The sequence below is a fragment of the Streptacidiphilus sp. MAP12-16 genome, assembly GCF_041262165.1.
In the GTDB taxonomy this organism is placed as follows: domain Bacteria; phylum Actinomycetota; class Actinomycetes; order Streptomycetales; family Streptomycetaceae; genus Streptacidiphilus.
Window position 1 is genome coordinate 34,118 of the sequence record NZ_JBGCBY010000006.1, and the last position, 26,641, is coordinate 60,758.

Sequence of the window (26,641 nt, forward strand, 5' to 3'; positions counted from 1 at the left end):
GCGGCAGGTTAGGTTCTTCCCATGCGGATCTGTGTGCTGGGAGCAGGGGCGGTCGGCGGGTTCATCGGTGCGCGGCTCGCCGCCTCGGGAGTGGAGACCTCCGCCCTCGCGCGGGGTGCGACGCTCGCGTCCCTGCGCGAGCACGGCTGGCGGTTGGAGTCGGCGGGTGCCGAGGGCGACGTGCTCACCTCGGCGCCCGTGCACGCGGTTGCGGACCCGGCCGAACTCGGGATCCAGGACGTGGTGGTGCTCGCCGTCAAGGCGCACTCGCTCGGTTCCGCGCTCGACAGTCTCGGACCGCTGGTAGGTCCGGACACCGCCGTGGTCGCGGCGATGAACGGTGTGCCCTGGTGGTTCTTCGACGGCTTCGGCGGACCGTGCGAGGGCCGGCGGCTGACGAGCGTCGACCCGGACGGGCGGATCGCGGCGACCGTGCCGACCCGAAACGTCATCGGCTGCGTCGTGCACGTCAGTTGCAGCGTTCCCGAGCCGGGGCTGGTACGGCACCACCGGGGTGCGGGACTGATCCTCGGCGAGCCGGACAACACCGACTCGCCGCGTGTCCGCGAGCTGGCGGCGCTGCTGCGCAAGGCGGACTTCGACGCCACTGTCTCCACCGGGATCCAGAAGGACATCTGGTACAAGCTCTGGGGCAACATGACCATGAACCCGGTCTCCGCCCTCACCGGCGCGACCGGCGACCTCATCCTCGACGACGAGCTGGTCATGGCCTTCTGCCACGCCGCGATGCGCGAGGCCGCAGAGATCGGCGACCGCATCGGCTGCCCCGTCGCGGAGCGCCCGGAGGACCGGAGTCAGGTCACCCGCCGGCTCGGCCTGGTCAAGACGTCGATGCTGCAGGACGCCGAGGCGGGTCGCAGGCTCGAACTCGACGCCCTCGTCGGCTCGGTGCGGGAGATCGGCGGCATCGTGGGCGTCCCGACGCCCACCATCGACGCCCTGCTCGGGCTCACCCGGCTCAGCGCCCGGGTACGGGGGCTTGCGTGACGGCGCGTTGGATCGCAGGCCGTTAGCAGAGCAGGGATGGGGGTAGGCGCAGCGGCAGATGCCTAACAGAAAGGGCGTGTGCCATGTTGGTACTCGGACTGCTCCTGCTCGGTGGGTCGGCCGCCTTCACGACGGTGCTGATCGCGGACAATCTCGGCGGGGGACCCCAGTACGCAGTAACCTTGTTCGGCCACCATCTCACCACCCTCAGCACGCTCGGGGCGTTCCTGGCCGGTGCCGCGCTGGCGCTCGTGTTCTGCGTGTCGCTGGCGCTGACCACGGTCGGCGCCAGGCGAGAACGCCGCCGGAGCGCGGAACTTCGTGCCGCGCGGCGCGAGCGCAAGGTCGCCGCCCGAGCGGCCGCGGCCGCCGCGGTGACCGACGCGACCGACGGGAGAGACGGGACGGAGGCCACGGTCCTGACCAAGCGCCGGGGCCGCACCCTCCACCTCTTCGGCCACTGACTCCCCGGACGCCGATCCGCTCCACGTTCCGCCCGCGATCGACACGGAGGGCTCAGCTGTGCGCCAAACCATCCTCGCCGTGCCGTTACTCCTGCTCGCGGCCGTCACCGGCTGCTCCAGCACGCATCCGGGCACGTCCGCTGACGCCGCGTCAGCCAGTTCCGGCAGCACGGCCACGGGACACGCCACCGGCACCGGCCCGCCGGCGCTGGGCCCAGGGCCGCAGGGCACGTACCACGTCCAGGTCCAGCCGCCCGCCGGGTCCTGTCACTTCCGCGCCGACGGGGGCCAGCCCCTGCCGGACTCGTCCTGCACGCCGGGGCTGCTCTCGCCCGCCGTGACGCAGGCGACGATCGCCACCACGATCTGCCGCAAGGGCGGCTACACGCGCGGCATCCGGCCCCCGGCGTCGGTCACGGACGTGGAGAAGCGGAAGAACGCCGCCTCCTACGGATACTCCGGCGCGATGTCCGACGCCGAGTACGACCACCTCGTCCCGCTGTCCCTGGGCGGCGATCCGGACGACCCGAGGAACCTGTGGCTGGAACCGCCGTCGCCCGGACACAAGTCGGGTGACGGCGTCAACAATCCCAAGGACGCTGTGGAGACGACGCTGCACACGGCGGTGTGCGACGGGAAGGTCCGACTCGCCGACGCGCAGCAGGCGATCGCCTCGGACTGGGTGACCGCGGAGTCCCGGCTCGGTCTCGCGGCCGGGGCGGTCGCCGCCGGGAGTGCCGACACGAACTGACGCGGGCCCTCCGCGTCGGGGGATGCGCGGAGGGCCCACTGTGCGGCGGGAGCGGCCCGCCGCATGAACCATGATGCATCCGAGGGGCTGCTGTTGACGCCCGATCAGATCTATTTCTGCCAGGATTAAGTCAGTTCTCAGGCCGCCGGATCGGGTGGCGGGTGGGTGACGGGCGGCTTTCCGCCAGGTCAGAGGCGTCCCATAGTGTCGTGTACGTGACATGGTGAGAGCGCCCTGGGCGGCGCGAGTCGCAACCCGCCGCCCAGGGCGCACCAGAGGGATGCAAAGATCCTGAGGCATGGATGACGCAGTGAAGACCCGTCGCGGCGTACCCGGGGACGAGGCCGAGATAGCCCGCCTCCGCGAGGTCATGGTCACCACCCTGTTCGGCCCCTACGAGGACGGCCCGTGGACGGCGGAGACCCTGCTGAGGCTGAACCGCTGGTTGAGCGACCCGGACGCGACGACGGCGGCCTTCGTCGTCGACGCCCCCGACGGCTCCGGCCTGGCCGCGAGTGTGATCGGCGTGATCACCGAGCGGCTGCCCAGCCCCCACAACCCCTCGGGCCGGGCCGGCTACGTCTACGGCGTCTGCACCGATCCGCGCTGGCGCCGCCGCGGCTTCTCGCGGGCCGCGATGCGCGCGCTGCTCGACTGGTTCGACGACCGTGAGGTGCCCCGCGTCGACCTGCACGCCAGCGAGTACGGCGAGGCGCTGTACCGCGAGCTCGGATTTACGGACTGCCACGGCACCGCTCTGGCGCTGCGGCGCTGACCCGTTCACCCCCCCCGCACGCGGAGGCATGACGACGATGACAGCACTCACCCTCGCGGACGTGGACACCATCGCCGCCCGGGCGCACGCCGGGCAGTTCGACAAGGTCGGGGTGCCGTACGTGGAGCACGTCCGCGCTGTCGCCCGCGGCCTGGCTCCGTTCGGAGCGGGCCTGCAGATGGCCGGGCTGCTCCACGACACGCTGGAGGACACCCCCGTCACCGCCGAGGAGTTGCTCGCCGCCGGAGTGCCCCCGACTGTCGTCGCAGTGGTCCGCCGGGTCACCAACCAGCCCGGGACCTCCTATCAGGAGATGCTGCGAGGGATCGTCATGGACCACTCCGCCTGCCTGCTGAAGATTGCCGACAACGCGCACAACAGCCTTCCCGAGCGGGCGGCCCGGCTCCGGGCCGACGAACGCGAGCGCCTCGCCGCCAAGTACGCCGGCGCCCGCGGAGTCCTGTGGCCGGCGGCCTCGCGCGAGGACGTGGTGGCGATCCTCGGCATTGTGAACCCGGCGCTGCTGGCCGCGTTCGGCTGACGCAGGGGGTGTGCGAGGTGAGCGTAGTCGCCCGTACGGGTGGTCCGTGCGGCCGGGCCGACTCAAGCGGTCAGGCCATGGAGATGGGACATCCATGCGCACACGCCTGAACTCCTGCACCGTCGGTCTCCTCGTCGCGGCGAGCCTCGCCCTGGCGACGCCGGCCCACGCGGACCTGCTCCTGGTCCACGAGGACTGGGCCTGCGACGTCCCGTACTCGGGCGAACTCCAGTGCGCGCCAACGGTGCTGGTGCCGCCCGGCGGCTACCTGTGGGTCGGCATCGGCAACGGCGGTCCGACGCTGTTCACGGTGTACCAGGACGCCGCCGCAGGCCGGACCCAGGTCGGCTGGATGCAGATGCGCGGCGGGGAGGGCAGGCCCTACGCGAACACCACGGGCGCCCCCGTGGTCGTGGAGGTCACGATGCACGAGGACGCCCCGACGAACCGGTGCGGCACCCGGTTCGAGCACGGCTTCGTCGAGGTGCGCGTCTGAGCGGAGCGCCCTCCGGGCCGTCAGTGCGGGATGGCGTTGATGACCTCGTGCGCGCCCTGACGCAGCAGGGTCGCCGCGACGGAGGTGCCGAGCGCCATGGCGTTGCGGTCCCACTCGTGGGCGTCCAGCGTGGTCTTCCCGTCGGGGGAGAACACGCGGGCGCGCAGTGAGAGCCTGCCGTCGGGCTCGGTCGAGGCGAACGCGGCGATCGGGGAGTTGCAGTGGCCCTGCAGGACATGCAGCAGCATGCGTTCGGCGGTGGTCTGCCGGAACGTCTCCGGGTCGTTGAGCGCGCCGACGGCGTCGATCACGGCATGGTCGTCCGCGCGGGACTGCAGGGCGAGGGTGCCGGAGCCGACGGCGGGCATCATCTCCTCGACCCCCAGGATCTGGGTGATCCGGTCCGCCTGGCCGATCCGTTCGAGTCCGGAGACGGCGAGCATCAGCGCGTCCACGACGCCCTCGTCGAGCTTGGCGAGCCTGCTGTTGGCGTTGCCCCGGATCGGCACGGTCTCCAGGTGCGGCCAGCGCTGGGCGAGTTGGGCGACCCGCCGGACCGAGGAGGTGCCGACCCGGGTACCGGGCGGAAGTCGGTCGAGGGTGCGGCCACCGGGGTGGATCAGCGCGTCGCGGATGTCGTCGCGCCGCAGGTAGGCGGCGAAGACCGTCCCGTGCGGGACCGGGCGGTCACCGGGGACGTCCTTGACGCAGTGCACGGCGAGGTCGATCGTCCCCGCGAGGAGGGCCTCGTCGAGCTCCCGGGTGAAGGCACCCTTCCCGCCGAGGTCGACCAGGGCCCCGGACCAGCGGTCCCCGCTGGTGGTGAACGGCACGACCTCGGTCCGGAGGTCGGGATGCCGGGCGGCGAGTTCGCTTTGGACCCGGTCGACCTGAGCCAGGGACATGGGGGAGGACCGGGCGCCGATGCGGATCAGTTGAGGGTCTGACATGCAGTCAGCGTAGAGGGTCCGCGGCGGCCGCGTAGCCGCCCCCCTCTGCGCCCGGCCCGGCGGCCCGCCCGCGTATGCCGGCGGACGGGCCCCGCGGAGAACGGGACTCAAGCCCGCGAGGGTTTCTCAGCCCCGCCAGACGGGGGCGACAGCGATCGCTTTGAGCTGGTCCATCGTCAGTGCCGGAGTGCCGGGTTTGAACTGGCAGCCGTTGCCGCCGTTCCGGCGCTCGGACTCGGCTCGCGTCTCGGCTGTCAGTGCCGCGCCCTATCGTCGAGAGTGCGCAACCGGACCACCCATGGTGGTGACCGCGAGTACGGCGCGCCCAATGGGGGCCGGACCCGACACACGGGGCCCGGTCCCCGCGGGCTTCGCGGCGCTCGACACGTGGTGGCGGGAACGGGATTTGAACCCGTGACCTGAGGATTATGAGCCCCCCGCGCTGACCGAACTGCGCCATCCCGCTGTGAAAAGCTTACGGATGCCGCCTGTTGGCGGGCGACTGGTTTTTCGCGTCCGTGTGGTCCGGCCCCGGCACGGGTCGGACCACACGGACGGGTCACGCGGCCGCGCGAGCGGTCAGTACTGGTAGAAGCCCCGGCCGGACTTGCGGCCGAGGAGGCCCGCGTCGACCATGCGCTGCAGCAGCGGCGGCGCGGCGTACAGGGGCTCCTTGTACTCGTGGTACATGGACTCGGCTATGGAGACGATGGTGTCCAGGCCGATCAGGTCGCACAGGCGCAGCGGACCCATCGGGTGCGCGCAGCCGGCCTCCATGCCCTTGTCGATGTCCTCCGCCGTCGCCACTCCGGACTCGAACATGCGGACGGCCGAGAGCAGGTACGGCACCAGCAGGGCGTTGACGACGAAGCCGGCGCGGTCCCGGGCCCGGATCGGCTCCTTGGCCAGGACCTCGCGCGCGAACGCCTCCGCGCGGGCGACGGTCTCGGCGGAGGTGGTGAGCGTCGGGATGATCTCGACGAGCTTCTGCACCGGCGCCGGGTTGAAGAAGTGCACACCGAGGACCTGCTCGGGCCGCGATGTCGCCGAGGCCAGCTTCACGATCGGGATGGACGAGGTATTGGACGCCAGGATCGCGTCGCGCCGCTCGACGACCTTGTCCAGGGTCTGGAAGATCGCGACCTTGATGTCCTCGCGCTCCGCGACGGCCTCGATGACCAGGTCGCGGTCGGCGAAGTCGGACAGCTCCGTGGTGAAGGAGATGCGGGCGAGAGCCGTGTCCCGGTCCGCCTCGCTCAGCTTGCCGCGTCGCACCGCCGTGTCCAGCGACCCGATGATCCGGGTGCGTCCCAGCTCCAGGGCCTCGCCGCCCGCCTCGGAGACCTTGACGTCCAGTCCCGCCCGCGCGAAGACCTCCGCGATCCCCGACCCCATCAGCCCGCAGCCGACGACCCCTACCCGCGCGATGTCGCTCACACCCATGTCCTTAAAGAAACCGAAAGAATTCGTCCGTGTCCGCCGAGTGACCGACCAGCGGCTCTGCGGACCTGACGTTACCCCGCCCGGCCCAGCGTGTCCGACCCCGGTGGCGGAGTGCGGCGATCAAGAATGACGGTCCGGGCACGCGCCGTGCGGCACCGCACGCCACCCAGCCCGCTCAGCCCCACAGCGGAAGCGAGTCCACGATGTCCCTGCGCACGCTCGAAGGACAGGTCGGTCTCGTCACCGGTGCCGGCCGCGGCATCGGGCGGCACATCGCCCTCGGCCTGGCCGAGGAGGGCATGCACCTGGGGGTGCTCGGTCGCCATCGCGAGACCCTGACGGACACCCTGCGCTCCTGCGCGCGGAACGGCGTCAAGTGCGTCGCCGTGGCCGCCGACGTCTCCAACCCCGGCGCCGTGCGGGACGCGGTCCGCAGCGTCGAGCGCGACCTGGGCCCGATCGACCTGCTGGTCAACAACGCGGGCCAGGTCGACCGCGCCGAAGTGCCGATGTGGGAGGCCGACCCCGCCCAGTGGTGGTCGGTGGTGGAGACCAACCTGCGCGGACCCTTCAACCTGATGCGGTCGGTGCTGCCCGGCATGGTGGAGCGGCGGCGCGGCCGGGTGGTGAACCTCAACTCGGCCTTCGCGCTGCGCCCGGACTGGCGCTACTCCGCCTATGCCACGTCCAAGGCGGCGCTGCTGCGGCTGAGCGAGACCGTCGCGGGGCCGCTGCGCCCGCACGGGGTGACCGTGCTGGACGTCAGCCCCGGTGTGGTGGCCACCGAGATGACGGCAGGAATGCCGATGTTCGCGGACATGGTCCACTGGGGAAGCATCCCGCTACTGGTCGCCACCGTCGTCGACGCGGCGCGTGGACGCCTGGACCCCCTGCACGGGCGCTTCCTGGACCTCGGCCGGGACAGCATCGGTGAGCTGCTGGAGCAGGCCCGCGCGATCGGCGGGAACGACGCCCGGACGCCGCACGCGCTGCACTGAGCACGATTGCATGAATGTGCCTTCCTTCGTATAGTTATCCCGAAGCGGAGGAGGAGTCATGGCATTCCCGCCCAAGACATTCCGGGCAGCGGTGGCAGGAGCGAGCGGGTACGCGGGCGGCGAGGTCCTGCGACTGCTGCTGAACCATCCCCAGATCGAGATCGGCGCGCTCACCGGCGGTGGCAACGCCGGAACGCGCCTCGGCGAACTCCAGCCGCACCTGCTTCCACTCGCCGACCGCGTCCTGGAGCCGACCAGCCCCGAGACCCTCGCCGGGCACGACGTCGTCTTCCTGGGCCTGCCCCACGGCCAGTCCGCCGCCGTCGCCGAGCAACTCGGCGAGGACGTGCTGATCGTCGACTGCGGCGCGGACTTCCGGCTCAAGGACCCGGTCGACTGGGAGAAGTTCTACGGTTCTCCGCACGCCGGCACCTGGCCGTACGGGCTGCCGGAGCTCCCGGGCGCCCGCGACGCACTCAAGGGCAGCAGGCGCATCGCCGTCCCCGGCTGCTACCCCACCGCCGTCACCCTTGCCCTGATCCCCGCCTACGCCGCCGGGCTCGCCGAGCCCGAGGCCGTGGTCGTCGCGGCCTCCGGCACCTCCGGTGCCGGCAAGGCCGCGAAGACCCACCTGCTGGGCAGCGAGGTCATGGGCAGCATGAGCCCCTACGGCGTTGGCGGCGTGCACCGGCACACCCCCGAGATGACCCAGAACCTGTCCGGGGTCGCCGGGGAGCACGTCGCCGTGTCCTTCACGCCCACCCTCGCGCCGATGTCCCGGGGGATCCTCGCGACCTGCAGCGTCAAGGCGCGACCGGGCGTCACGGTCCACCAGCTCCGCGCCGCCTACACCGCCGCGTACGCGGCCGAGCCCTTCGTCCACGTCCTGCCCGAGGGTCAGTGGCCCGCCACCGCGGCCGTGTGCGGGTCCAACAACGCCCTGGTCCAGGTCGCCCTCGACGAGAGCGTCGGCCGGATCACCGCCATCAGCGCCATCGACAACCTCGCCAAGGGCACGGCGGGCGGCGCGGTCCAGAGCATGAACATCGCCCTCGGCCTGGCCGAGGAACTCGGCCTTCCCCAGACTGGAGTCGCACCGTGACCAGCCATCAGACCGCCGCAGGCATCGGAGTCACCGCGGCGAAGGGCTTCCGTGCGGCCGGCATCACCGCGGGGATCAAGGTCTCCGGCACCCCCGACCTCGCACTCGTCGTCAACGACGGACCCTCCCTGGCCGCCGCCGGCGTCTTCACCTCCAACCGGGTCAAGGCCGCCCCGGTGCACTGGTCCGAGCAGGTTCTCAAGGGTGGCCAGGTCTCCGCCGTCGTGCTCAACTCCGGTGGCGCCAACGCCTGCACCGGACCGCTGGGCTTCCAGGACACCCACGCCACCGCCGAGCGGGCCGCCGACGCGCTCGGCCTCAACGCGGCCGAGATCGCCATCGCCTCCACCGGCCTCATCGGAGTCCGGCTTCCCATGGACAAACTGCTCCCCGGTGTCGACGCCGCTGCGGCGGCGCTGAGCCCGGACGGTGGCGAGGCCGCCGCCATCGCCATCAAGACCACCGACACCGTCCACAAGACCGCTGCCGTGGCCCACCCCGACGGCTGGACCGTCGGCGGGATGGCGAAGGGCGCCGGCATGCTCGCCCCCGGCCTGGCCACCATGCTCGTCGTGCTCACCACCGACGCCGCCCTGGAACCGGCCCGGTTGGACGAGGCACTGCGCGACGCCACTCGCACCACCTTCGACCGGGTCGACTCCGACGGCTGCATGTCCACCAACGACACCGTCCTCCTCCTGGCCTCGGGCGCCAGCGAGCTGACGCCCGATCAGCAGGAGTTCGCCGAAGCCGTCCGCACCGTCTGCGCCGACCTCGCGCTGCAGCTCGTCGGCGACGCCGAGGGCGCCAGCAAGGACGTCCGCATCGACGTCGTCGGAGCCGCCACCGAGCACGAGGCCGTCGACGTCGCTCGCACCATCGCCCGCAACAACCTGCTCAAGTGCGCCATCCACGGCGAGGACCCCAACTGGGGCCGCGTCCTCGCCGCGATCGGCACCACCCACGCCGTCTTCGACCCCGACGCCCTCGACGTCGCCATCAACGGCGTCTGGGTCTGCCGGAGCGGCAGCGTCGGCGAGGACCGCGACCTGGTCAGCATGAAGGACCGCCAGGTGGTCATCACCGCCGACCTGCATGCCGGCGACGCCACCGCCACCGTGTGGACCAACGACCTCACCGCCGACTACGTCCACGAGAACAGCGCCTACTCCAGCTGAGACTGCGACCAGAAAGGAAGCGCCGGCTGCCGTGCAGATCGCACCCAAGGGCGAACAGGCCCGCAACAACACCGCCCTTCCCAAGGCACTCACCCTGATCGAGGCCCTGCCCTGGCTGGAGCGCTTCCACGGCAAGACCGTCGTCATCAAGTTCGGCGGCAACGCCATGGTCGACGATTCGCTGAAGGCCGCCTTCGCCCAGGACGTCGTCTTCCTGCGCTACGCCGGACTGCGACCGGTCATCGTGCACGGCGGCGGTCCGCAGATCAGCGCCCAGCTCGCCAAGCTCGGCCTGGAGTCCTCCTTCACCGCCGGACTCCGCGTCACCACCCCCGAGACCATGGACGTCGTCCGGATGGTCCTCTCCGGGCAGGTCCAGCGCGACCTCGTCGGCCTGCTCAACGAGCACGGGCCCTTCGCCGTCGGCATGACCGGCGAGGACGCCCACACCATGACCGCCGTCAAGCGCTACGCGGACGTGGACGGCGAGCAGGTCGACATCGGCCTCGTCGGCGACATCGCCAGGGTCGAGCCCGGCGCGGTCAACGCCCTGCTGGACAACGGGCGCATCCCCGTCATCTCCTCCATCGCCCGAGGCACCGACGGCCACGTCTACAACGTCAACGCCGACACCGCCGCCGCCGCCATGGCGGTCGCCCTGGACGCCGAGATGCTCGTCGTCCTGACCGACGTCGAGGGCCTCTACGCCGACTGGCCCTCCAGCGACGATGTGATCAGCCAGCTCAGCGCGACGGAGCTGGAGAAGATGCTGCCGACGCTGGCCAGCGGGATGCGGCCGAAGATGGAGGGCTGCCTGCGCGCCGTGCGCGAGGGCGTCGGCACGGCGCGCGTGCTCGACGGCCGCGTCCAGCACAGCCTGCTGCTGGAGATCTTCACCGACGAGGGCATCGGCACGATGGTCGTGCCCGACACCGACAACGAACCGATCATCACCGGGGGGCTCGCATGACGAACAACCAGGAACTGACCGAGCGGTGGCAGCACGCGCTCATGAACAACTTCGGTACCCCGCGCATCCCGCTGGTCCGGGGCGAGGGCGTGCACCTGTGGGACGCCGACGGCAAGCGCTACACCGACTTCCTCGGCGGCATCGCGGTCAACGCCCTCGGCACCGCCCACCCGGCGATCGTCGAGGCGGTCACCCGGCAGATCGGCACCCTCGGCCACATCTCCAACTTCTTCCTGACCGAGCCCACGGTCCGGCTGGCGGAACGGCTCGTCGCACTCGACGGCCGCCCGGACGGCCGCGTCTACTTCTCCAACTCGGGTGCCGAGGCCAACGAGGCCGCCTTCAAGATGGGACGGCTCACCGGCCGCACCCACATGGTCTCCGCCGTCGGCGGCTTCCACGGCCGGACCATGGGCGCCCTCGCGCTCACCGCACAGCCGGCGAAGCAGGAGCCGTTCCTGCCCCTGCCCGGCGATGTCACCCATGTCCCCTTCGGCGACGTCGAGGCACTGCGTGCGGCCGTTACCACGGACACCGCGCTGGTGATGCTCGAACCGGTGCAGGGCGAGAACGGCGTGGTCGTCCCGCCCGCCGACTACCTGCTCGCCGCCCGGGAGATCACCCGCGCGACCGGCACCCTGCTCGTCCTCGACGAGATCCAGACCGGCATCGGCCGCACCGGGCACTGGTTCGCCCACCAGGCGTTCGAGGGAGTCGACCCGGACATCGTCACCCTTGCCAAGGGCCTCGGCGGCGGCCTGCCGATCGGCGCCACCCTCGCCTTCGGCGATGCCGCGAACCTGCTGCACCCCGGACACCACGGCAGCACCTTCTCCGGCAACCCGGTCGTCTGCGCGGCAGCCCTGGCGGTGCTGGACACCATCGAGTCCGAGGGGCTACTCGACCACGTGGCCAAGGTCGGCGAGCGGCTCAGGAACGGGATCGAAGCGATAGGCGATCCCCTGGTGGACCACGTCAGGGGCACTGGCCTGCTGCTCGGCATCGTGCTGACCCGTCCGGTCGCACCGCAGGTCCAGGCCGCCGCCCAGCGCGCCGGATTCCTGGTCAACGCGGCAGTGCCGGACGCGGTCCGGCTCGCCCCGCCGCTGATCCTCGGCGAGCGGGACGCGGACGCCTTCCTCGCCGTGCTGCCCGGTATCCTGCGATCCGTACGAGAGGCTGATTGATACCAATGACCGATGCCCAGCACGATCCCAGCACGGGGGGACCGGTGTCCCAGCTCCCGCAGACGCGGACGGCACGGCACCGGCGCATCGTGGACCTGCTGACCCGTCAGCCCATCCGCTCGCAGAGCCAGCTGGCCAAGCTGCTCGCGGACGACGGCCTCGCGGTCACCCAGGCCACGCTCTCCCGCGATCTGGACGAGCTGGGGGCGGTCAAGATCCGCAACCAGTACGGCACCCTGATCTACGCCGTCCCCGCGGAGGGCGGCGACCGCACCCCGCAGGCCCCGATGGGGGAGTCCGCCAACGAGGGCCGCCTGGCCCGGCTCGCCTCCGAGCTGATGGTCTCCGCCACCGCCTCCGGCAACCTCGTCGTCCTCCGCACCCCGCCCGGCGCGGCCCAGTTCCTCGCCTCCGCCATCGACCAGTCCGGCATGCACGAGATAATCGGCACCATCGCCGGCGACGACACCGTCCTCCTCATCAGCCGCGACCCCGCCGGTGGCCAGGCCCTGTCCGACCACCTGCTGCGCCTCGCCCAGTCCTGAGGCGGCTCGGCACCCGCCCTTACCGCTTTGAATTCCATACGGTCTCATGCATAATTATTCCAAGCGCCGCATGAGCCTGCACCGTGAACCCCGCACCGAACCCTGCACCCTGAATGGAGATAGCCATGACCGAGCGCGTCGTACTCGCCTACTCGGGCGGTCTGGACACGTCCGTCTGCATCGGCTGGATCGCCGAGGAGACCGGCGCCGAGGTCATCGCGGTCGCCGTCGACGTCGGCCAGGGTGGCGAGGACCTGGACGCGATCCGCCAGCGGGCGCTGGACTGCGGCGCCGTCGAGGCCGAGGTCGCCGACGCCCGGCAGGAGTTCGCCGACGAGTACTGCCTCCCGGCGCTCAAGGCCAACGCGCTCTACCAGGGGCAGTACCCGCTGGTCTCCGCCCTGTCGCGGCCGGTCATCGTCAAGCACCTGGTCGCCGCCGCGCAGAAGCACGGGGCGAGCACGGTCGCCCACGGCTGCACCGGCAAGGGCAACGACCAGGTCCGCTTCGAGGTCGGCATCAACTCCCTGGCGCCGGGCCTGAAGTGCATCGCGCCGGTCCGCGACTACGCGATGACCCGGGACAAGGCCATCGCCTTCGCCGAGGCCAAGAACCTCCCCATCGTCACCACCAAGAAGAACCCGTACTCGATCGACCAGAACGTGTTCGGGCGGGCCGTCGAGACCGGATTCCTCGAGGACATCTGGAACGCGCCGATCGAGGACGTCTACGAGTACACCCAGGACCCGGGCACGCCGCGCCAGGCCGACGAGGTCGTCATCAGCTTCGAGGGCGGCGTTCCCGTCGCCATCGACGGCCGCAAGGTGACGGTGCTTCAGGCGATCGAGGAGCTCAACAAGCGCGCCGGCGCCCAGGGCATCGGACGGCTCGACATGGTCGAGGACCGGCTCGTCGGCATCAAGTCCCGCGAGATCTACGAGGCCCCCGGCGCCATCGCGCTGATCACGGCCCACCAGGCGCTGGAGAACGTCACCGTCGAGCGCGAACTCGCCCGCTACAAGCGGCAGGTCGAGCAGCGCTGGGCCGAACTGGTCTACGACGGCCTGTGGTTCTCGCCCCTCAAGCGCGCCCTGGACGGCTTCGTCAACGAGGCCAACCAGCACGTCACCGGCGAGATCCGGATGGTCATGCACGGCGGTCGCGCCGTCGTCAACGGCCGCAAGTCCAACGAGTCGCTGTACGACTTCAACCTCGCCACCTACGACACCGGCGACACCTTCGACCAGTCGCTGTCCAAGGGCTTCATCGAGCTCTTCGGCATGTCGTCGAAGATCGCCTCCAAGCGCGACCTGCAGCAGGGCTGAGCAGCGATGACCAACGACGTACGGCTCTGGGGCGCGCGGTTCGCCGACGGACCGTCAGAGGCACTGGCGCGACTGTCCGCCTCGGTGCACTTCGACTGGCGGCTCGCGCCCTACGACATCGCCGGCTCGAAGGCCCACGCGAAGGTGCTGCACCGGGCGGGGCTGCTCTCCGACGACGAGCTGTCCCGGATGCTCGACGGCCTGGACGCCCTCCTCGCCGACGTCCGGTCGGGCGCCTTCACCGGCACCGTCGCCGACGAGGACGTGCACACCGCCCTCGAACGCGGTCTGCTGGAGCGACTGGGCCCCGACCTCGGCGGCAAGCTGCGGGCCGGCCGGTCCCGCAACGACCAGATCGCCACCCTGGGCCGGATGTTCCTCCGCGACCACGCCCGCATCATCGGCGGACTGATCCTCGACCTGCAGCAGGCCCTGGTCGGCCTCGCCGAAGCCCACCCGAACACCGCCATGCCGGGCCGGACTCACCTGCAGCACGCACAGCCGGTGCTGTTCGCCCACCACGTCCTCGCCCACGTCCAGGCGCTGAGCCGGGACGCGGAGCGGCTGCGCCAGTGGGACGTCCGGACTGCCGTGTCGGCTTACGGGTCGGGCGCCCTCGCGGGGTCCTCGCTGGGTCTGGACCCGCAGTTCGTCGCGGCCGAGCTCGGCTTCGAGGGCGGGTCGGCGGCCAACTCCATCGACGGCACGGCATCCCGCGACTACGTCGCGGAGTTCGCCTTCATCACGGCGATGATCGGCATCAACCTCTCCCGGATCGCGGAGGAGGTGATCATCTGGAACACCAAGGAGTTCGGCTTCATCACACTGCACGACGCCTTCTCCACCGGTTCCTCGATCATGCCGCAGAAGAAGAACCCGGACATCGCCGAGCTGGCGCGCGGCAAGTCGGGACGCCTCATCGGCAACCTCACCGGGCTGCTCGCCACCCTCAAGGCGCTGCCGCTCGCGTACAACCGGGACCTGCAGGAGGACAAGGAGCCCGTCTTCGACTCCTGCGACACGCTTGAGGTGCTGCTCCCGGCCTTCACCGGGATGATGGCGACACTCACCGTCCACGACGAGCGGCTGGAGGAACTGGCCCCGGCCGGGTTCTCCCTCGCCACCGACATCGCCGAGTGGCTGGTCAAGCAGGGCACGCCGTTCCGCGTCGCGCACGAGGTGGCCGGCGCCTGCGTCAAGTTCTGCGAGCCGCGCGGCCTGGAGCTGTCGGATCTGACGGACGAGCAGTTCGCGGAGATCTCACCGACGCTGACGCCCGAGGTGCGCGAGGTGCTCACCGTGCACGGCGCGATCGCCTCCCGGGACGGACGCGGAGGCACCGCGCCCTCCGCCGTGGCGGTGCAGCTCGCCGAGGTCAAGGCCGACCTCGCGGTCCAGCAGGAATGGGTCGGCGCGTAGCGCGGACGCCGTAGCGGGGGTGTTCGGTCGGACCGGCCGGACACCTCGCACCCCAGGCCGTAAGTCGGGCGCGGCGCTCAGGCCGCCTCGGGCAGATCCGCGGCAGCGGACTGTGCGGCTGCGGCGGCTTCCGCGCGGGCCCTGCTCGCCAGGGCCTTCGCTTTAGTTGCGTACATGTCCACGTACTCCTGTTGGGACAGGGCCAGGATCGCCGCCACGATCTCGTCCGTCACCGCGCGCAGTACAAAGCGGTCGTCCTCCATCCCCGCGTAGCGGGAGAAGTCGAGCGGTGCGCCGAAGCGCACCTCGGGGCGTGAGCCGAGCTTCCACATCAGGCTGCCGTTCGGCTGCACCCGGTCCGTGCCGACCAGCCCGACCGGGATCACCGGTACGCCGCTGGCCAGCGCGAGTCGCGCCACTCCCGTGCGGCCCCGGTGCAGTCGGCCGTCCGGGGAGCGGGTGCCCTCGGGGTAGATGCCGAACAGCTTGCCCTCGCGCAGGGTGCGCAGCCCGGTGTCGATGGCGGCGATCGAGGCCCGGCCGCCGCTGCGGTCCACCGGCACCGCGCCGACGCCGGTGAAGAAGCCCGCCATCAGTCGGCCCTTGAGCCCGGTTCCGGTGAAGTACTCGGCCTTGGCGACGTAGTGCACCTGCTGCGGGGCCAGTAGCGGGATGAAGATCGAGTCGCAGAAGGACAGGTGGTTCGGCGCGATGATGGCCGGGCCGTGCGCCGGGACGTTGCCGAGGCCGGTGACACGCGGCCGGTAGAGCAGGCGTACCAGCGGACCGATGACGATCCTCTTGAGCAGCCAGTAGAACAACACCACAGTCCTCCGTCGTCAGGAGTTGTCGGGATCGTGCGGGGGAGGGGAGCCGTGCGCCGGGGAGCGGCCGTTCGGGGCGCTGGGCAGTGACGCTACCGGTTCCGGGTTACCCGCAGGAACACCGACTGACGTGGCCTTGGTTACATTCTGTTGGTCGGTTGGTTACAGCTCTGTGTGGCCCGTGTTGCGCCGCACCTCACCCGTGCGAGTGGTATGTCCGGTGGCACGCATCCCCGGCCGGGGGTTGCCGCGTCTCGTCCTGTGACCCGCCGGAAACCGTCCCTGGGAGCGCCGTTGACGCCAACCCTCGCCGCCGCAGCCGCCGACCCCGCGTTGCGCGGGGCGTTCCTCGGCATGCTCCGCAGCCTGGCCGCGGCACACGGCCTCGATCCGGAGGATCTGGAGCAGCAGGTGTGGCTGCGTGCCGCGGCGGAGGCGCCGGTGTCCCACCCCGGGGCCCGGCTACGGGCGTTGACGATCCAGGAGTTCCGCGCTGCGACCGCCGAGGCCGAGGTCCTGTCCCGGGCCCGGGAGGCGGCCGAGCGGCAGCGCGGATCGGCGTCAGCCGACGCGACGTGCCCCGAACGTCGGGCGCTGGCTGCCGAGCAGGCACGGGAGTTGCGTGCCGCGATCGCCCGGCTGCCCTCCCGCTGCCCGGTGCTGATGGCCGCCCTGCTGGAGTCGCCGCCGCTGAGCTACCGGGAGCTGTCCGAGGACATGTCGATGCCGCGCGGCAGCATCGGCCCGGTCCGCGCCCGCTGCCTGGCCTGCCTGCGCCATGCGCTGCGGGACGTCAGGACGTGGGCGCCCCCAAGTGGTTCCTGAGCGCAGAGCGGGTCTCCTCCGGGCTCGGGTGCTCGGCCGCCCAGGCGGCGTAGCCGTCGGGACGGACCAGGATCGTCGTGCCCAGGCTCCCGGCGGGCACGGCGCCGTGCAGCCGGTCGGACCACGCGTCGCCGAGCTCCGGACTCGTGCCGACCAGGACGAACGTCCCGGAGCGCAGCGCCTCGTAGAGGCGGGTCGGCCCCTTGTCCGAGCCCTCCGGCCCGGCGGCCAGTCGCAGGTCGGGGATGCGTCGTCCGGTCAGCCGGTGTGCGCCTGCGGGGGCGGTCGCCGCGTAGGAGATGTCGATGCCGGAGACGGTTCGCCCACCGCGCCTGGCCAGCGGGCCGAGCCGGTCGGCCAGTGCGGAAAGCGCGCCGCGCACGATCCGGGTCGGCACGGACTGCGCCAGCGCCACCCGGAGCAGGCCGCCCGAGGTCCGCAGCACCGTCCGGCCGACCGGGTGGCGCTCCGCCTGGTAGCTGTCCAGCAGGTCGGGCGCCGCCCACCCCCGCACCGCCGCGACGAGTTTCCAGCCGAGGTTGGCGGCGTCCTGGAGGCCGGTGTTCATGCCCTGGCCGCCGGCGGGGGAGTGGCAGTGGGCGGCGTCCCCGGCGAGGAACACCCGCCCCTGACGGTAGGTCGGCGCCTGCCGTTCGTCGCTGTGGAAGCGGGACAGCCAACGGGCGTCGTGCATGCCGAAGTCGTCACCGAGGACGCGTCCGGCGATACCGCGGATGTCGTCGAGGTCGACCGGGGCGCTGTCGGGCAGTTGCCGGGCCCGGTCCCAGGCGATGATCCGGTACCAGCCGTCGCCGAACGGTGCGAGGAAGGCGAAGCCCTGCTCGTTGGCGCCCACGGTGAGCACCTCGCCGGGCGCGTGCTCGAGCCGGACGTCCGCCAGCATCACCGAGTTGACCACGGCCTCGCCGGGGAACGGGATGTCCAGCAGCGCGCGGACGGTGCTGTGGACGCCGTCGGTGCCCACCGCGTACTGGGCCGAATAGGTGATCGTTCGTCCGTCCGGGTGCTCGGCGTCGAGTTCGACACCGCTCCCGTCCTGGCGCAGTGCGGTGACCTTCGCGCCGCGCACGACGACCGCGCCGGCATCTACGGCCCGGCGTTCCAGCAGACGCTCGGTGTTGGACTGCGGGGTGATCAGGACGAAAGGGAAGCGGGTGTGGAGTTTCGAGAGGTCCACGGTGAGGCGGCCGAAGAGGCGGAGCGAGCGCAGGGCCGTTCCGGTGGCGAGGAGGTCGTCGGCGACTCCGCGCGCGTCGAGCTGCTCCAGGGTCCGCGCGTGGACGGCGAAGGCGCGGGTGAGGTTGGACTCCTCGACGCGTCGCTCCAGCATGGTGACGTTGAGGCCGGCAGCGGCGAGGTCGCCCGCGAGCAGCAGTCCGGTGGGTCCGGCGCCGACGATCAGGACGTCGGCGGCGGTGGGCACGGGTTCAGTCGTCATGCCTCCCCACTATGCCGCGCAGCGGATGGTTGGGAAGGGCGCATGAATGGGTAGTGGGCTCTAAACGTACGCCCGGTCCCGACGCCTGCCGTCGGGACCGACCCACCTCCGGTCAGGGCAACCCGGTCCGCATCCCCCTCATCCTCGCGGCCGGGGTACACAAGAAAGGGAGGAATGCGCGCATGGGCATGAGCGTGACCACCTCGATCGCCTCCGAGGACGACGCCGAGCGGATCCTGAAACTCCAGTACCTCTGCTACCAGAGCGAGGCCGAACTCTACGGGGACTGGGCCATAGAGCCGTTGACGCAGACGCTGGACAGCCTGCGCACGGAGCTGAAGGAACGTCACGTGCTGGTGGCCCGGCTGGGCGACGAGGTCGTGGGCAGCGTGCGCGGCTGGGTGGACGCGGGCGGGGTGGGCCGGATAGGTCGCCTCTGCGTGCACCCCCGGATGCAGCGGCACGGACTCGGCACGCGCCTGGTGCTCGGCATGGAGCAGTTGCTCGCTGCGGGCGACAGCCCGGTGCAGGCGTACCGCCTGTTCACCGGGCACCGCAGCATCGGCAACCTGCGGCTCTACCAGCGCCTCGGCTACCGGCAGACGGAGGTCGAGGAGGTAACCCGCAGCCTCAGCTTCATCACGCTGGAGAAGCCGGTCGCGACACTGGCCGCGACCGCGTGACAGCCTGACGGTGTGAAGTGAACGCCGTCCCCGTGCGACCGTCGTGGACGTCGGTCGCACGGGGACGATGCGCCCGGGCGGGTGAATTCGCGACCGTTGGTCAGGGGAAGCGCCCAAACCAGACCGGGGTGTTCCAGATCCGCTCCAACCGGACTCGGGCCCCGGTGTGGGGCGCGTCCCACATCTTGCCTCCACCTGCGTACATGCCCACGTGGTACACGTGGTTGCCGTGGTGGAAGAAGACCAGGTCGCCGGGTCGTAGGCCGCTCCTGGCGATGTGCTGGGCCCGGTTGTACTGGGCCTGCGCGGTGCGGGGCAGGCGCTTGCCGGCCTTGCGGTACGCGAAGTAGGTCAGACCGGAGCAGTCGAAGCGGTTGGGACCGGTGGCTCCCCACTGGTAGGGAGCGCCCTGCTTCGACGCGGCGATGCCCAGAGCTCTGACCTCGACGGTGGTCGCCCCGGCTTCGGGACACAAGCCGGGCAGGCCGGCCGCGCCGATGATGGCGGCGGTGAGCAGCCCGGTCACCGTGGCGCGGCAGTGTGGCCTGCGCCGTGACGCCGCGGACGCGACCGGGGCGGTCGGCTGTGCCGGGCGACGGGCGGGCCCGGGTCGTGCGGGTCGGTTGCCCGATCCGGCCGTGGCCGCCGGGCGGCTGCAGGCGCTGGTACCCGGGGGTCCGGTCGGTCGGGTCCGGTGCTCGGCACGGGCCCCGGGTGGGGGCCAGACAGCGGCACGGGTTCGGCTCGTGGCCGTCTGCAGCGTGCGGAGTCCGCAGCTTGTCGCGGCGGTGCGGCGCTCGCGCCCGCAGTTTGTATGCGGGTGCGGCTTCGGAGTCTTCGTCATCAAGAATCCTTTCATTGCCCGGATGGACCATATCCAGCGCGCTTGCCGGGCACGACCGGGCGGCTCCCGGGCGTCACGGACCGCTGTCGCCTCGCGCCACCCCCGGTGCAGCACTGCTCGGGCAGATCTGTCGACCCGTCAGCAGAGGTCGCCCCGACCGTCGTTGCGGCTACGGCAGCTGCCGGGGCAGTGGATCGGCCGGCGTGTCCTGGGCCGCCGGGGAAGCAGGCGCGGGCGGTCGGCCGAGGGAAGCCAATCGGGTGATGGACCGGTCGCCGGACGGCGATCGCGCCTGCGGCCCCTACCGATCCGATGACCAGCGCGTACGTTGGCTCGCTTCAGGTCGTGCGTCCGGCTCGATCGGCGCGGCGGTATCCGCCAGTTCGCCCAACGCAGGCAGGTGGGACGGTGCTCGGCGTGTCGGGAGCGGGGGGCCGAGAGCCCCTGGCGAGGCCCGTTCGGGCCGGTTGACCAGGGCTTTCTGCGGTAGGAGGGGGCCCTGGGGTCGGCGTGTTCGGCGAGGTACTCCGTGGGGGTGATCCGGCCGACGGCGTGACGGCTTCCTCAGGTCCGGATCTGCGTCGCTCGTGCGGCGCATCACCAGCCGGGCCCGGCTCGGCGGAGTGACGTCGCGGAACTCGGCTGCCAGGAACGTCGCAGGGGACCCCGTGTAGGTGTGCAGGCGCTGCCGTAGGTGTACAGGCGCTGCGCCGGCTCGACGGGATCCGCCCGAGGTGCGGAAGTGCATCGACAGCACCTTCAACGGCCTTCAACGGCTCGGTGCTGGTCTCGTTCTGACGCCGTGGCGAACACCCCTTCGGGCGGCTCGCCGCTCCGAAGGGGTGACGGGGGCGCCCTTCCTGCAGCATGATCGTTCCATCAGCCCCGCCGAGGAGCGGCGACAGGCAGGAGCCCCTGGTCATGACGTCCACCTTTCCCGAGATCTCGATCAGCACCGACCGGCTGGTGCTGCGAGCCTTCGAACCGGAGGACGTCCCAGCGCTCACCGACATGATGAGTGACGAACTCGTCCGCACCTGGACGACCATGCCCCACTCCTACACCGCCGCCGACGCCCGGACCTGGGTGTCGCTGCGGGCGCCCGCCGAACGCGCGCAGGGGCGCGGAATCGTTCTTGCCGTCCACGAGTTCCTCACCCAGCGCCTCGTCGGCACCGTGCGGCTGCGCCGCACCGACTGGCGGCTGCGGGCCACCGAGGCGACTGTGGTCACCGGGCCCTGGGCGCGCGGCGAGGGCTACGCCGCCGAGGCGCTGCTCGGCGTCGCGCACTGGCTGTTCGAGGACCAGGAGTTCGAACGCCTGGAGCTTCGTACCGCCGCCGGGAACACCGCGGCCCAGCAGGTCGCCCAGAAGATCGGCTGCATCAGTGAGGGCGTGCTGCGCAACGCCTGGATCGTCCGGGACGGGGAGGCGGCAGGGCGCGGCCGCAGTGACCTGATCGTCTGGAGCCTGCTTCCCGAGGACCTCGACGGCATCGACCCGAACTGGTGAGCGGAGCGGCTACTCTCGCCTGGTACTCGCCAACGGCAGTGGAGCAAGAGGGGGAACAGCCTCGATGGCTGACCGGGTCACGGTGATCGGCTGGGACGGCTCGCCGCTCTCGCAGACAGCTCAAGCCGCACTCGACGCGGCGACGCTCGTCGCCGGGGGGACGTACCAGCTGCAGAACCTGCGGATACCGTCCGGCGCCAGCCGGATGGCGCTGGGCAGCGTCGAACTCGTCGCCCGGCGGGTCGCCGACCACCGGGGCACGGCCGTGGTCGTCGCCGAGGGCGACCCCGGCTTCTTCGGGGTCGTGCGGACGCTGCGCCGCCCCGAGTACGGGCTGGAACTGGAGGTGCTGCCCGCCGTCTCCTCGGTCGCCGCCGCCTTCGCGCGCGCCGGGATGCCCTGGGACGACGCCCAGGTCGTGAGCACGCACGGGCGCGGTCTGCGACGAGCCGTCAACATCTGTCGTGCGCACCCCAAGGTTGCCGTGCTGACGTCGCCGGGCGCGGGGCCCTCCGAGCTCGCCCTGATGCTGCGGGACGTGCACCGCACCTTCGTGGTCTGCGAGGCCATGGGTACCCCGGACGAGGACATCACCGTCCTCACCTCCGACCGTGTCCCCGATCATCTGTGGCGTGATCCCAACGTGGTCCTGGTGGTCGGCGGCAGCCCGCGCGGTCCTGTTCCACCCTCGGGCTGGCTTGCCGGGCGCGCGCTCGACTACCCCGGCGCCGACCGGGGCTGGGCCCGCGACACGCCGGCCGAAGACGCCGGTACGAACGGTGAACTGCCTGCCGCCGTAAGGGCCCTGGTGCTCGCCCGGCTCGGGCCGCGGCCCGGCGACCTGCTCTGGGACGTCGCCGCGGGAGCCGGCGCGGTCGCACTGGACGCCGCCCGTTGCGGCGCCGCCGTGATCGCCGTCGACCCGGACGGAGACGCCTGCGCGCGGCTGGATGTCAGTGCCCGCCGCTACGGTGTGGAACTGCAGACCGTGCACGGCACCGCCCCGGCCGCGCTCGCCGACCTGCCCGAACCGGACGTGGTGCTGGTCCGCGGCGGTGCGGAGATCCTCCGCGCCTGCCTCGGCCGCCGTCCTGAGCGGATCGTCGCGCTGCCCGGAACCCTGGCTCAGGTCGAGGAGATCCGCCGTGCCTTCGCGGAGGTGAACTACACCGTCGACGGCGCGCTGCTGCATGCCTCGCAACTGGTGGAACAGAAGGGCCTGAACGGGCAGTCGCTGAGCCCGACCGCACCTTCGTTCGTGCTGTGGGGTACCCGCTGAAAACTCCCCGCCCAGCTCTCGAACGCCTCCTGGACTGGCTCTGAGCAGGCAGTTGACTCTCACTGTTCGAGACCCTGGGCCGCGCTGTCGGCCGCGGCCGGTAGGCTGACGCCTGGTTCTCGCGGACCGGCCGTCCGATATCTGAACGTGGCGCAGACCACACGAGGAGTGGGCGTGCTGGTTCGCATCCGGACCGGACGGACCGGAAGAATGCCGGTACGTCCGAGGCGATCGTGCCGGTTGCCCCGGTTCAGTCGTTGTTGTTGGGAGCAGACCGGTGCCTGCCGGTCCGTCGCAGCGAGGCGAGGACCGGAACGATGGGTGCGCAGCGGTCCGTGATCGCGCCGCCAAGGACGCCACGCGGCCCTGGAAGGAGCCAGTGACATGAGCGATACCGGCCACGTCCCTAACGGGGGGCTGACCGAGCCGCCGCTCGTCGCGAACGGTGCGGAGCCGACCCCTCTGGGGGCGACGCCCCCGATCGGCGAGCAGGCTGCCCGCGACCCCTTCGGCACCGACCCGTCACAGGGCCACAACTCCCAGGGCCGGCTGCCCTACACCTTCCTCGACCTGCCGGACGGGCTCGACGACGAGGACGACGAGCTGCTGATGCCAGGTCCCCAGGGTTCTTGGAGCGAGCCGGTCCTGCGCGAGCCGTCCGTGGCCGTGCCTGGCCTGCCGCAGCCCGAGACACTGCCGGGTCCGTCGGTCGAGCCGTCGGTCGAGCAGGCCCCGATGGTGGCCCAGTCCCAGTTCCAGGCCCAGTTCCAGCCGCAGCCCCAGTCGCAGCCTGAGATCTACGCACCCGAGCAGGTCCAGCCGGCGGGGGAGCCGGTTCCCCCGTCCTGGCCCCCGCTCAGCCCGCCGATGGTGGCCGAGCTCCCCCTCGCCGAGCAGGCACAGCCGCAGCCCGTCCTCGCCGCGCCGCGCCGCCCGCTGCACGCCGGACCGCCCATTCCTGACCCCTCGCTGATGACCGGGCAGGTGCCGGTACGGTCGCTGGCCGATCGCGGGCCGTCCGCCCACGATCCCTCGCCGTTCACCGTCCAGGCCCCGCAGACTCCCCCCTACGGCGTCCCGGTCGCGGTCCCCGCGCACCATCCCGGCCCGGAGTACCTGGACCACCAGCTCGCAGCGGCCGAGGGAGCCGCGCGTACGGCGGTTGACACCGCGTCGGCGGCGGAGCCGGCGCAGTTTGCCGCCGAGCCCGCGATGGCGACCGTCCCGGTGCAGATGCCCTCGCCGGAGAGCACCCTCGGTTCGAATGCCAGTCAGATCCCGGCACAGGTCGAATCGCCCGTGGTCGTGGAGCCGCCCAGCGCGGTCGTGCCGCCGGCGCCCGAATTCGCGTCCCCGCCCGCGTACACGCCCGCGTCTGAGCCCGCGTCCCCGCCCGCGGCGGAGCCCGAGCAGGTGTTTGAGCCGCAGCCGGAACCGGCCGTCGAGGCCGCGCACGAGCCGCTTCCGGTCGTGGAGCCGGTCGTGGAGCCGGTGACGGAGGCGGCCGCGGCCCCGGCCGAGCCCGTGGTCGTGCCCGCGATCGTGCCTGCGTCCGAGGCGTCGATCCCCGCGCAGAGCTCGTCGCCTGACGCCGGAACGAGCCGCATCGCCGCGTTCATGGCCCCCCCGGTTCCGCCGCGGTTCGTCGAAGAGCCCGTGCCCACGCCGGACCCGGTCGCGGCCCCCGTTGCGCCTGCTCACCCCGCCGAGGCCGGTGACGGTCAGACGACCTTCCTCGGAACCGCACATCTGAACGACCCTGCCCTGTCCTCTGTGCCGCCCACGGCATCTTCGTCCGAAGCGGAAGCCCCACCTGTGCACCAGCTCGACCCGCAGACCCCGACCGAGTCCGAGCCGCAGTTCGCCACCACGGTGACGACGGCGTTCGAAGCCCCCGCGCAGCCGACCGCCGAACGCGTCGCCCTCGCGGTGGACGCCTCCGGAGCGGTCGAGGCGCTGGCCCCCGTCGCCATGGCGGAGCAGACTGCTGCCGAGGCTCAGGTTGTAGGCCCCGACAGCCGCGAGCCGCAGGTCACCGAGATCCAGATCGTCGAGCCCCGGACCGAACCCCAGGTGGACGCCCGGCACCAGGCGCCCGAGACAGCGGTCGAAGCAGAGGCCGAGGCAGAGGCCGAGACATCGGTCGCGCCAGAAGCCGACGCCGAGACCGACGCCGAGACCGATGTCGAGACGGACGCCGAGCCTCCGCTCGCCCCGGTCTTCGCCGGGCCCGCCGCCCCCGCCTATGACGACGAGATGCGCGAGGCGGTCCACCGCGTGATGCGCGAACGCCGCGACATCCGCAACGGCTTCCGCCTCGACCCGATCCCGCACGAGGTGCTGATCCGGGTCCTGGAGGCCGCCCACACCGCCCCCAGTGTCGGCTACTCCCAGCCCTGGGACTTCGTGGTGATCCGCTCCGCGAAGACCCGGGCCCGGATGCACGAGCTGGCGGAGCGTCAGCGGGACGTCTACGCCGAGTCGCTTCCCAAGGGCCGCGCCAAGCAGTTCAAGGAACTGAAGATCGAGGCCATCGTCGAGACCCCGGTGAACATCGTGGTCACCGCCGACCGCACCCGGGGCGGCCGCCACACCCTCGGTCGGCACACGCAGCCGCAGATGGCCCCCTACTCCGCCGCCCTCGCGGTCGAGAACCTCTGGCTCGCCGCCCGCGCCGAGGGCCTCGGCGTCGGCTGGGTCAGCTTCTTCGACGAGCAGGAGATGGTCCGCGAGCTCGGCCTGCCCGAGCACCTCGACGTCGTCGCCTACCTCTGTGTCGGCTACGTCAACGAGTTCCCTTCGGAGCCCGAGCTCGCGCAGGCGGGCTGGGCCAAGAAGCGGCCCCTGTCCTGGGTCGTGCACGAGGAGACCTACGGCCGCCGCGCCCTGCCCGGCGAGGAGCCGCACAGCGTCCTGCAGGAGACCCTGCGCGGCATCCGCCCGCTGGACGCCAAGGCGCTCGGCGAGGCGTGGGACCGGCAGAAGCGGATGACCAAGCCTGCCGGTTCGCTGGGCATGCTGGAGATAATCTCCGCGCAACTGTGCGGCCTCTCCCGCAAGTGCCCGCCGCCGATCCCCGAGCCCGCCTGCGTGGCGATCTTCGCCGGGGACCACGGTGTGCACGCCCAGGGCGTCACCCCCTGGCCGCAGGAGGTCACCGCCCAGATGGTGGCGAACTTCCTCGCGGGTGGCGCGGTCGTCAACGCGTTCGCCAACCAGCTCGGCGCGGAGGTCTGCGTCGTCGACGTCGGGGTCGCCTCCGAGTTGCCTCCGGCCATCGACTCGGGCCGGACCACCGGCCTGCTGCCGCGCAAGGTCCGCCCCGGCACCGCCGACATGACGGTGGAACCGGCGATGACCCGGGAGGAGGCTCTGCGTGCCATCGAGGTCGGCATCGAGACCGCCAGGGATCTGGTCGCGGCCGGCAACAAGGCGCTGATCACCGGCGACATGGGCATCGCCAACACCACCGCTGCCGCCGCGCTGATCTGCGTCTTCACCGGTGAGGACCCGTCGGTCGTCACCGGCCGGGGCACCGGCATCGACGACGAGACCCATGCCCGCAAGGTCGCCGTCATCCGCGAGGCGCTGGCCCTGCACCGCCCCGACCCGGCCGACCCGATCGGCGTGGTCGCGGCCGTCGGCGGTCTGGAGCACGCCGCCATCGCCGGGTTCCTGCTGGGCGCGGCGAGCCTGCGCACGCCGGTCATCCTCGACGGTGTGATCGCGGGGGCGGCGGCCCTGGTGGCGAAGGCCATCGCGCCCGAGGTGCTGGCCGCGTGCGTCGCCGGACACCGATCCGCCGAGCCCGGGCACAAGGCCGCACTGGCGAAGCTCGGTCTGCGCCCGCTGATCGACCTGGACCTGCGCCTCGGCGAGGGGACGGGGGCACTTCTGGCCCTGCCACTGGTGCAGTCGGCGGCCCGGGCGATGCACGATGTAGCGACGTTCGACTCGGCCGGCGTCACCGACAAGCACTGACGCTCCGACCCCATCCGCGGTGCGGCGGCTGCTCGTTCGCGCAGTTCCGCACGCCCGCGAGCAGTCCACGGGCGCGAACGAC

At 71.8% G+C, this 26,641-nt stretch carries 24 protein-coding genes and 1 tRNA gene; 19 read left to right on the plus strand and 6 right to left on the minus strand.

All coding sequences use genetic code 11. The features are described 5' to 3' along the window. Positions 1–21: 21 nt before the first annotated feature. The 6 genes from ABIA33_RS09210 (at position 22) to ABIA33_RS09235 (ending at position 4,035) form a co-directional block, all read left to right on the plus strand. Positions 22–1,008, plus strand: a complete 987-nt coding sequence (locus tag ABIA33_RS09210; RefSeq protein ID WP_370079147.1) for a 2-dehydropantoate 2-reductase — start codon at positions 22–24, stop codon at positions 1,006–1,008. A gap of 83 nt (positions 1,009–1,091) precedes the next feature. Next, positions 1,092–1,472, plus strand: coding sequence for a hypothetical protein (locus tag ABIA33_RS09215; protein ID WP_370079148.1), 381 nt, complete (start codon positions 1,092–1,094; stop codon positions 1,470–1,472). A 58-nt stretch (positions 1,473–1,530) separates the two neighbouring features. Beyond that, positions 1,531–2,223: a hypothetical protein gene (locus ABIA33_RS09220; RefSeq protein WP_370079150.1), complete on the plus strand. Its 693-nt coding sequence runs from the start codon at positions 1,531–1,533 to the stop codon at positions 2,221–2,223. A gap of 298 nt (positions 2,224–2,521) precedes the next feature. Next, complete coding sequence (locus tag ABIA33_RS09225; protein WP_370079152.1) at positions 2,522–2,998, plus strand: GNAT family N-acetyltransferase; 477 nt, start codon at positions 2,522–2,524, stop codon at positions 2,996–2,998. Between the two features lie 37 nt (positions 2,999–3,035). After that, entirely contained in the window at positions 3,036–3,539 is a 504-nt protein-coding gene (locus tag ABIA33_RS09230) for an HD domain-containing protein (RefSeq protein ID WP_370079771.1), read from the plus strand. A 94-nt stretch (positions 3,540–3,633) separates the two neighbouring features. Beyond that, the gene (locus ABIA33_RS09235) at positions 3,634–4,035 is read left to right on the plus strand and encodes a hypothetical protein (protein ID WP_370079154.1); all 402 of its coding nucleotides are present in this window, start codon (positions 3,634–3,636) and stop codon (positions 4,033–4,035) included. A 20-nt stretch (positions 4,036–4,055) separates the two neighbouring features. Here ABIA33_RS09235 and hemC read toward each other — a convergent pair whose 3' ends face one another. From hemC to ABIA33_RS09250, 3 genes are all read right to left on the minus strand, one after another. Further along, positions 4,056–4,985 carry a hydroxymethylbilane synthase gene (hemC, locus tag ABIA33_RS09240; protein ID WP_370079156.1) on the minus strand — a complete coding sequence of 310 codons (930 nt, stop codon included), beginning with the start codon at positions 4,983–4,985 and terminating at the stop codon, positions 4,056–4,058. Between the two features lie 388 nt (positions 4,986–5,373). Continuing rightward, a tRNA-Met gene (locus ABIA33_RS09245) sits at positions 5,374–5,451 on the minus strand. Between the two features lie 113 nt (positions 5,452–5,564). After that, positions 5,565–6,422, minus strand: a complete 858-nt coding sequence (locus ABIA33_RS09250; RefSeq protein WP_370079158.1) for a 3-hydroxybutyryl-CoA dehydrogenase — start codon at positions 6,420–6,422, stop codon at positions 5,565–5,567. Between the two features lie 209 nt (positions 6,423–6,631). On the opposite strand from ABIA33_RS09250, the gene ABIA33_RS09255 reads away from it, so the two are divergent. The 8 genes from ABIA33_RS09255 to argH all read left to right on the plus strand — a co-directional run bounded on the left by ABIA33_RS09255 (position 6,632) and on the right by argH (position 15,152). After that, complete coding sequence (locus ABIA33_RS09255; RefSeq protein WP_370079160.1) at positions 6,632–7,426, plus strand: SDR family NAD(P)-dependent oxidoreductase; 795 nt, start codon at positions 6,632–6,634, stop codon at positions 7,424–7,426. Between the two features lie 58 nt (positions 7,427–7,484). Further along, entirely contained in the window at positions 7,485–8,528 is a 1,044-nt protein-coding gene (gene argC, locus ABIA33_RS09260; RefSeq protein WP_370079162.1) for an N-acetyl-gamma-glutamyl-phosphate reductase, read from the plus strand. Positions 8,529–8,551: 23 nt separating this feature from the next. Further along, entirely contained in the window at positions 8,552–9,706 is a 1,155-nt protein-coding gene (argJ, locus tag ABIA33_RS09265) for a bifunctional glutamate N-acetyltransferase/amino-acid acetyltransferase ArgJ (RefSeq protein ID WP_370079773.1), read from the plus strand. 31 nt (positions 9,707–9,737) lie between these two features. Beyond that, a complete protein-coding gene (argB, locus tag ABIA33_RS09270) occupies positions 9,738–10,676 on the plus strand; it encodes an acetylglutamate kinase (protein WP_370079164.1) in 939 nt (312 codons plus the stop codon). After that, on the plus strand, positions 10,673–11,863 hold the full coding sequence (locus ABIA33_RS09275; RefSeq protein ID WP_370079166.1) for an acetylornithine transaminase: 1,191 nt from the start codon (positions 10,673–10,675) through the stop codon (positions 11,861–11,863). Before argB ends, ABIA33_RS09275 begins: the two co-directional genes overlap by 4 nt. A gap of 5 nt (positions 11,864–11,868) precedes the next feature. Further along, positions 11,869–12,408: an arginine repressor gene (locus tag ABIA33_RS09280; RefSeq protein ID WP_370079168.1), complete on the plus strand. Its 540-nt coding sequence runs from the start codon at positions 11,869–11,871 to the stop codon at positions 12,406–12,408. 125 nt (positions 12,409–12,533) lie between these two features. Beyond that, the gene (locus ABIA33_RS09285) at positions 12,534–13,733 is read left to right on the plus strand and encodes an argininosuccinate synthase (protein ID WP_370079170.1); all 1,200 of its coding nucleotides are present in this window, start codon (positions 12,534–12,536) and stop codon (positions 13,731–13,733) included. 6 nt (positions 13,734–13,739) lie between these two features. Further along, positions 13,740–15,152 (plus strand): argininosuccinate lyase, encoded by a 1,413-nt coding sequence (gene argH, locus ABIA33_RS09290; protein ID WP_370079172.1) that lies wholly within the window; start codon positions 13,740–13,742, stop codon positions 15,150–15,152. A 77-nt stretch (positions 15,153–15,229) separates the two neighbouring features. On the opposite strand, the gene ABIA33_RS09295 is transcribed toward argH, so the two are convergent. Further along, positions 15,230–15,973, minus strand: a complete 744-nt coding sequence (locus ABIA33_RS09295; protein ID WP_370079775.1) for a lysophospholipid acyltransferase family protein — start codon at positions 15,971–15,973, stop codon at positions 15,230–15,232. A gap of 297 nt (positions 15,974–16,270) precedes the next feature. Here ABIA33_RS09295 and ABIA33_RS09300 point away from each other — a divergent pair, with 297 nt between their 5' ends. Further along, positions 16,271–16,801 (plus strand): RNA polymerase sigma factor, encoded by a 531-nt coding sequence (locus ABIA33_RS09300; RefSeq protein WP_370079174.1) that lies wholly within the window; start codon positions 16,271–16,273, stop codon positions 16,799–16,801. On the opposite strand, the gene ABIA33_RS09305 is transcribed toward ABIA33_RS09300, so the two are convergent. Beyond that, a complete protein-coding gene (locus ABIA33_RS09305; RefSeq protein WP_370079176.1) occupies positions 16,770–18,260 on the minus strand; it encodes an FAD-dependent monooxygenase in 1,491 nt (496 codons plus the stop codon). The two genes, ABIA33_RS09300 and ABIA33_RS09305, sit on opposite strands and share 32 nt — an antisense overlap. Positions 18,261–18,442: 182 nt before the next feature. Between ABIA33_RS09305 and ABIA33_RS09310 the strand changes: the two genes are divergently transcribed. Further along, on the plus strand, positions 18,443–18,943 hold the full coding sequence (locus ABIA33_RS09310; protein ID WP_370079178.1) for a GNAT family N-acetyltransferase: 501 nt from the start codon (positions 18,443–18,445) through the stop codon (positions 18,941–18,943). 100 nt (positions 18,944–19,043) lie between these two features. On the opposite strand, the gene ABIA33_RS09315 is transcribed toward ABIA33_RS09310, so the two are convergent. Further along, complete coding sequence (locus ABIA33_RS09315; protein ID WP_370079180.1) at positions 19,044–19,469, minus strand: C40 family peptidase; 426 nt, start codon at positions 19,467–19,469, stop codon at positions 19,044–19,046. Between the two features lie 1,239 nt (positions 19,470–20,708). On the opposite strand from ABIA33_RS09315, the gene ABIA33_RS09320 reads away from it, so the two are divergent. From ABIA33_RS09320 to cobT, 3 genes are all read left to right on the plus strand, one after another. After that, entirely contained in the window at positions 20,709–21,299 is a 591-nt protein-coding gene (locus tag ABIA33_RS09320) for a GNAT family N-acetyltransferase (protein WP_370079182.1), read from the plus strand. A 64-nt stretch (positions 21,300–21,363) separates the two neighbouring features. Next, entirely contained in the window at positions 21,364–22,578 is a 1,215-nt protein-coding gene (gene cbiE, locus ABIA33_RS09325; protein ID WP_370079184.1) for a precorrin-6y C5,15-methyltransferase (decarboxylating) subunit CbiE, read from the plus strand. A gap of 384 nt (positions 22,579–22,962) precedes the next feature. Further along, complete coding sequence (gene cobT, locus ABIA33_RS09330) at positions 22,963–26,559, plus strand: nicotinate-nucleotide--dimethylbenzimidazole phosphoribosyltransferase (RefSeq protein WP_370079186.1); 3,597 nt, start codon at positions 22,963–22,965, stop codon at positions 26,557–26,559. The last annotated feature ends 82 nt before the right edge of the window (positions 26,560–26,641 follow it).